The following is a 6,173-nucleotide window of genomic DNA, read 5'->3' as shown; positions in this document are numbered from 1 at the left end:
GTTGTCTAAACCTAAAATAAAACAAAAAATTTTTAATATTTTTTTTTTTTTTTGTGGGGCGGCCGCCCGGGCGGTCGCCCGGCGCGGCCCGCGGCCCCCCCCCGCTTCCTGAAGCCCCGCCGGGAGGGCCCGCCACGTCCTCGCTGGCGGGGGGAACGGGTAGCTCCAGCCCCGCATCTTCGTTCCCGCGCGAGTTGAGCGTCATCTCCCGCGCGGGAGCGAAGCGCAGCCCTGGATGGAGCTGGTCCATCCAGGGCTCCGCTACGCGGCGGCAAGGACGACACAAGCCAGACCCGGTCGGTGCGCCACAGCCGTGCCGGACCGCCGCGGCTTGTGGGGGCGCGGCAGCTCCACCCGAGCCGGGTGCGGTCCCCGCTCGCCCGCCGGCTGGGCTGCGGGCTGGACCGACGCGGAGGCGGGCGCCCCCTTCCGTCTGAGACACGGTGAGTGGCAGCACGGTGGCGGCGAGGGAGCCGGCAACTCGGCGAGGACGGGAGAAGATGGCGCCGGGCTGGTCGGCCGACCAGCTGCGCGGCGTCCCCGGCGATGACATCCCGGCCGAGCTGATGCAGGGGGCAGACTGGCTGGTGCCAGCTTGCGGCGGGCCTCGATGATGACGAAGACGGCGGCGGGAACTGAGGGCCTTCGGGTGCGCATCGGCCCCGGCGATCGCCGGGGGCCGGCATCACTCGGTTCTCAGACGCCGGGGAGCCCCGCGAGAGCGGCGCCCAGTCCGAGGGTGGCGCAGACGCCCAGGGTGCGCAGGACGCTCCAGCGGAGCTTGAAGATCAGCAGCGCCGCGATCACGGTGATCGCCAGGGCTGCGGGGCGCAGTGTGGTGAGGTCGGGCAGGGCGACGTGCAGCGGGCCGAAGCTCTTCTCGTCCACGTCTGTGAAGAGGGCGTGTTCGGCGAAGTAGAGGGCGAGGTTGGCGATGACGCCGACGACGGCGGCGGTGATGCCGGTCAGGGCGGCGGAGATCCCGCGGTTGCCCCGCAGACGTTCGATGTAGGGGGCGCCGAGGAAGATGAACAGGAAGCAGGGCACGAAGGTCACCCAGGTGGTGAGCAGTGCGCCGAGGAGGGCTGCGGCCCAGGGGTCGAGGCTGCCGGGGTCGCGGTATGCGCCGAGGAACGCGACGAACTGCACGACCATGATGAGGGGGCCGGGGGTCGTCTCGGCCAGGGCCAGGCCACTGGCCATCTCCTTCGCACTGAGCCAGCCGTACGTCTGCACGGCCTGCTGCGCGACGAACGCCAGCACCGCGTAGGCGCCGCCGAAGGTGACCAGCGCGGTGCCGGAGAAGAACAGCCCTTGCGTGGTGAACACGCTCCCGGTGCCCGTCAGCAGGGCGACGGCGGCCACCGGAACAGCCCACAGCAGAAGGCCGGCTCCCAGGATCCGCCACGTACGGCGGCGGCTGGGCTGCTCGTGGTGGAGCGCGTCGTCCGCGATCAGCGGCGCCGGCCCGTCACCGGCTCCGTGCCCCGCCGGGGGCTTGAGCGCGTCGGGCCTGTAGCGGCCGATGAACCACCCGGCGAGGGCGGCGGCGGCGATGACGACAGGGAACGGCACCGAGAACAGCGCCAGCGCCGCGAAGGAAACGACGGCGAGGGCTATCAGGAGCGGGTGGGTCAGGGAGCGCTGGGCGACCCGGGAGACGGCCTGGACGACGATGGCGACCACGGCGGGCGCAAGGCCGGCGAAGACGCCGATGAGGGCGGTGGTCGAGCCGAAGGCGACGTAGAGGGCGGACAGCGCGAGCAGGGCCAGGACTCCGGGCAGGACGAACAGGGTGCCGGCGATCAATCCGCCGCGCGTGCCGTTGAGGAGCCAGCCGGTGTAGATGGCGAGCTGCTGGGCTTCCGGGCCTGGCAGGAGCATGCAGTAGCTCAGGGCGTGGTTGAACCGCTGCTGGCCGATCCAGCGGTTGTCCTCCACCAGGGCCCGCTGCATTACCGCGATCTGCCCGGCCGGGCCGCCGAAGGTCTGCCAGGAGATTGCGAACCACGCCCGGGTCGCCTGCCGCAACGGGATGACACCGCCACCGGCAGGGGCTTGATCGGCTTTGCCCGGGGGGCTCGGGGGCTGGTCGGTGGCGGTCACCGGCACTCTCTTTCGTCCTGATGAAGCCGTACGAGACGGCGGTGGCCTGGGCGGCCCGGGCGTGCGCGACCGCGTACCCCCACCCCGCCCACTGCTGTGTAACCATGGTTACATCACACTTCGGGTGGTTGGAAGGGAGGTCTCGGGGGATGGACATGAACAGCTCGTTGCAGCCTCGGACCGCGGCCGCCGCAGACCGGCCGGGAAGCCGCGCGTGAACGGGCCCAAGCGGCAGTGGGCGCTGCTCTCCTACCGGCTCCCGCGGGAGCCCTCCACCCCGCGGATCACCGTCTGGCGCAAGCTCAAGCGCCTCGGAGTCGGACAGATCAGCGACGGCCTGGTCGCGCTGCCCGCAGGCGCCCGCACCCAGGAGCAGCTGGAGTGGATCGCCGAGGAGGTCACCGACTCCGGCGGCACCGCCACCGTGTGGATCGCCCATCCGGCCGCCGCCGGCCACGAACAGCAGCTCGTGACGGACATGACTCAGGCCCGGGCCGCCGAGTACCAACAGGTCCTCGCCCAGGCCGAAGACGCACGCGACACGGACGACGCCGAACGGCGGCGCGTACTGGCCAAGCTGCGCGCCGAACTGCGGCGCATCCAGCGGCGCGACTACTTCCCACCGCCCGACCGCCATGCCGCCGAAAGGGCCGTCGAGGCCCTGCACCCCGCCAACACCACGGAAGAGAGCACCCCATGAAGTGGGCCACCCGCGCCGGCATCCACATCGACCGCGCCGCCTGCGCCTGGCTGATCGGCCGCTTCCTCGACCGCGAAGCCGAGTTCGTCTTCGTCACCGACCCTGCCCACGTCCCCGCCGACGCCACCCCCTTCGACATGCGCGGCGCCGAACTCGGCCACCACCACGGCGACTGCAGTTTCGAGACCATCCTCCGCGTCCACCGCCTCACCGACGACCCCGCCCTGCGGCGCATCGCCCAGATCGTCCACGAAGCCGACATCGACGACGAACGCTTCCACCCCCCGAAGCCCCGGGCCTGGACGTCGTCCTGCGGGGCCTGTCCATGACCGGCGACGACACCCACACCCTGGGCGTCGCGAAAGCCGTCTTCGATGGTCTGTACGAGTACTACCAGCGCGCCACCGCCCTGGGCCGCGAACCTGCCTGATCATCGCCCGGGGCGATGCGGTGCCACTGCTCGGAGGTTTGGACGACTCGGGCTGCCGGAGCCGGTGCCTTCTCCCCAAGACAGGGCCATGTCGTAGCGGCTCGGGGCCACCACCAGCAAAGATGTCAGCCATGGCCACCGACCAGAACCTCATCGCCACACGCCCCACCGGCTCTCTGCCTCTGGTGTTCGGTGCGGGAGCCGCCATCGGTGTCCTCGGGGGAATGATCGGGCTGGGCGGCGCGGAGTTCCGTCTGCCGCTGCTGATCGGCCTCTTCGGGTTCGCCGCGCTCTCGGCCGTCATCCTGAACAAGGCGATGAGCCTGGTCGTGGTCCTGGTCGCGCTGCCCGCCCGCCTGGCCGCGGTCCCGGCCGCCGAGGTAGCCGCACGCTGGCCCGTCGCGGTCAACCTCTTGGCCGGCAGCCTGCTGGGCGCGTGGGCCGGAGCATCATGGGCGGTACGCATGCGCAGCTCCACCCTCTACAAGGTGCTGGCCGTCCTGATGGTCCTCATGGCCGCGGCCCTGCTGCTCACCCACACCACCACCCTGGACACGCTCGCGCTGCCGCTGTGGGCGCAGGTGCCCTGCGGAGTGGTGGCGGGGTTCGGCATCGGAGTGGTCGCGGCGATCATGGGCGTGGCCGGTGGCGAGCTGCTGATCCCGACGATCGTGTTGTTGTTCGGTGAGGACATCAAGACCGCCGGGAGCCTGTCCCTGTTGGTCTCCCTTCCGACGATGCTGGTGGCCTTCGCCCGATACAGCCGTGACGGCAGCTTCGCGGTGCTCGGGGCGAACCTCCGCTTCACCATGGTGATGGCCGCCGGCTCAATCGCCGGCGCGGTGCTGGGCGGGCTGATGCTCGGGGTGTTCCCGGACATGGTGCTGATTCCTGCGCTGGCCGTGATCCTGCTCGTGTCCGCGGTCAAGCTTGCTCGGCACGAGTCGAACCGGCACCGCTCTCACAAATGAACGCCTGTGAGAGTTCTGCGAGAGCCGCGAAGCGATCGCATTTCCGTAGGTCGCCGTTCACAAGGCCCCGCACACCGAGATCCGCGGTTAGACCCCGTCATCAATCTCGGCACAGGAGGTCGCACCGCTGCCCAAGGTCGTACGCCATGGACGATAGATGCAAGATTCCGTGAATTCAGGATTCTGTGTACTGTCGGTGGTGTGCTGACTCTCGCTGCTGACATCGAGGTGCTGGCGCGGTTCGGCCGCGCCCTCGCCGACCCGATCCGCTGCCGGATCCTGCTCGCCCTGCGGGAGGCCCCGGCCCATCCCGCCGACCTCGCCGACGTTCTGGAGATCTCCCGCACGCGGCTGTCGAACCATCTGGCGTGCCTGCGCGACTGCGGCCTGGTCGTCGCGGTACCGGTCGGCCGCCGCACCCGCTACGAGCTCGCCGACGAACGCCTCGGGCACGCGCTGGACGACCTGCGCACCGCCGTGGTCGCGGTCGAGGCCGACAAGATCTGCGCGGACGCGGGCGAGCAGGGCTGCTGCTGATGACCGCCGAGATACCCATCGGCATAGGCCCGGCCCCGGCCCGCCGCGACGTCCTCGCCAAGCGCATACGGCTGCTGGTCGCGGCGACCATCTGCTACAACGTCATCGAGGCGATCGTCGCGATCACCGCCGGGACGATCGCCTCCTCCACCGCCCTGATCGGCTTCGGTCTCGACTCCGTCATTGAGGTGTCCTCAGCCGCCGCGGTCGCCTGGCAGTTCTCCGCCCGCGACCACGCCGTACGAGAAGCGCGGGAGAAGACCACGCTGCGGATCATCGCCGTCTCATTCTTCGTGCTCGCCGCGTACGTCAGCATCGACGCCGTCCGCGCGCTGGCCGGCACCGGCGAGGCCGACCGCTCCATCCCCGGCATCGTCATCGCCGCCCTCTCGCTCGTGGTGATGCCGTTCCTGTCCGCCGCCCAGCGCAAGGCCGGACGCGAACTCGGTTCCGCCAGCGCGGTCGCCGACTCCAAGCAGACCCTGCTGTGCACGTACCTGTCCGCCGTCCTCCTGGTTGGCCTGGTCCTCAACGCCACCCTCGGCTGGTCCTGGGCCGATCCGATCGCCGCCCTGGTCATCGCCGCCATCGCCGTCAAGGAAGGCCGCGACGCCTGGCAGGGCAAGGGCTGCTGCGCAACACCCGCCGCCGCGGCGGTCCCGTCCGCCCGAACCGAGACAGGCACGTGCGGCTGCCGCCCCGGCTGCGACTGCTGCGGCTGAACCCGCACCGGCACACGCACAGGACCACGGCCATCACACGGCCGGGGTCCTGCGCCGTCCCATGATCATTCTCAGCGCCAACGGCTACCGATGTTCCCCAAGGCCCTGCCTGGCTGTGGACGGTGTCAGCGGCGGTGCCGGCCGTGGTGCTGGGGCTCGGCGACGGCCAGCAGTACGAGCGCCAGCCCGAGGGGCAGCAGGAAGAGCAGGAGAAGATTCATGCGGCTCTCGTGCCCCGATGAGGGCGCCGGACGCCGATGACCACGCTCTGCTTTCGGAGGCGTCTCGCTTTACGAGGGCCTTGGGGGGCGGGCAGCCCGCCGCTGCCCCGCGCCTGTGAGACGTTGTCTAGGGCACAGATAACTGCCCTGTTATCCGTGCCATCAGTCACCGTGAGCTGCGGTTCAGGGCGACTCGGGACGCGCGAACCAGCTCCGTTATCTGCGGCATCAGGGGGGCGGGCTTACTGATCGTTTCAGAATGAACTTTGGCTGGTGGGTTGTCAGTTGGCTGGTAGGTCGGCAGGATCTGTTGTGTGTCTGTTGATCTCGTGCCTGATGACCTGTGGGAACGCGTTGCTCCGCTGCTGCCGGTTCGTCCGCCTCGGCGTCGCCGGTATCCAGGCCGGTTGCCGGCGGATGACCGTGCTGCTTTGCGGGGCATCGTCTATGTGTTGCGCAAGGGCGTGAGCTGGCGGGACGTTCCCC

The 6,173-nt window shown here is 70.1% G+C and carries 7 protein-coding genes; 6 read left to right on the top strand and 1 reads right to left on the bottom strand.

Features of this window, described 5'->3' with window-relative positions; all coding sequences use genetic code 11:
* Positions 1–696: 696 nt before the first annotated feature.
* Positions 697–2,106: a chromate efflux transporter gene (gene chrA / locus ACFWTC_RS37845; RefSeq protein ID WP_384030559.1), complete on the bottom strand. Its 1,410-nt coding sequence runs from the start codon at positions 2,104–2,106 to the stop codon at positions 697–699.
* A 214-nt stretch (positions 2,107–2,320) separates the two neighbouring features.
* Here chrA and ACFWTC_RS37840 point away from each other — a divergent pair, with 214 nt between their 5' ends.
* From ACFWTC_RS37840 to ACFWTC_RS37815, 6 genes are all read left to right on the top strand, one after another.
* Positions 2,321–2,806 carry a Chromate resistance protein ChrB gene (locus ACFWTC_RS37840; protein WP_384030561.1) on the top strand — a complete coding sequence of 162 codons (486 nt, stop codon included), beginning with the start codon at positions 2,321–2,323 and terminating at the stop codon, positions 2,804–2,806.
* Entirely contained in the window at positions 2,803–3,135 is a 333-nt protein-coding gene (locus ACFWTC_RS37835; RefSeq protein WP_384030563.1) for a chromate resistance protein ChrB domain-containing protein, read from the top strand. The genes ACFWTC_RS37840 and ACFWTC_RS37835 overlap by 4 nt, the downstream gene beginning before the upstream one ends.
* Positions 3,136–3,367: 232 nt before the next feature.
* A complete protein-coding gene (locus tag ACFWTC_RS37830) occupies positions 3,368–4,207 on the top strand; it encodes a sulfite exporter TauE/SafE family protein (protein ID WP_383929499.1) in 840 nt (279 codons plus the stop codon).
* Between the two features lie 201 nt (positions 4,208–4,408).
* A complete protein-coding gene (locus tag ACFWTC_RS37825) occupies positions 4,409–4,744 on the top strand; it encodes an ArsR/SmtB family transcription factor (protein WP_383929501.1) in 336 nt (111 codons plus the stop codon).
* Positions 4,744–5,466 carry a cation transporter gene (locus ACFWTC_RS37820; RefSeq protein WP_383929504.1) on the top strand — a complete coding sequence of 241 codons (723 nt, stop codon included), beginning with the start codon at positions 4,744–4,746 and terminating at the stop codon, positions 5,464–5,466. The genes ACFWTC_RS37825 and ACFWTC_RS37820 overlap by 1 nt, the downstream gene beginning before the upstream one ends.
* 535 nt (positions 5,467–6,001) lie before the next feature.
* The coding region (locus ACFWTC_RS37815) for a transposase (protein WP_384075086.1) at positions 6,002–6,173 on the top strand (172 nt) is incomplete at its 3' end.

This window comes from Streptomyces sp. NPDC058619 (assembly GCF_042717785.1).
Classification (GTDB): Bacteria; Actinomycetota; Actinomycetes; order Streptomycetales; family Streptomycetaceae; genus Streptomyces.
This window is presented reverse-complemented; position numbering and strand designations above follow the sequence as displayed.

Bases quoted from the DNA above. Each gene is read 5' to 3' on its own strand.
- ACFWTC_RS37835 (WP_384030563.1), top strand. From the start codon at position 2,803: ATGAAGTGGGCCACCCGCGCCGGCATCCACATCGACCGCGCCGCCTGC.
- ACFWTC_RS37830 (WP_383929499.1), top strand. From the start codon at position 3,368: ATGGCCACCGACCAGAACCTCATCGCCACACGCCCCACCGGCTCTCTG.
- ACFWTC_RS37820 (WP_383929504.1), top strand. From the start codon at position 4,744: ATGACCGCCGAGATACCCATCGGCATAGGCCCGGCCCCGGCCCGCCGC.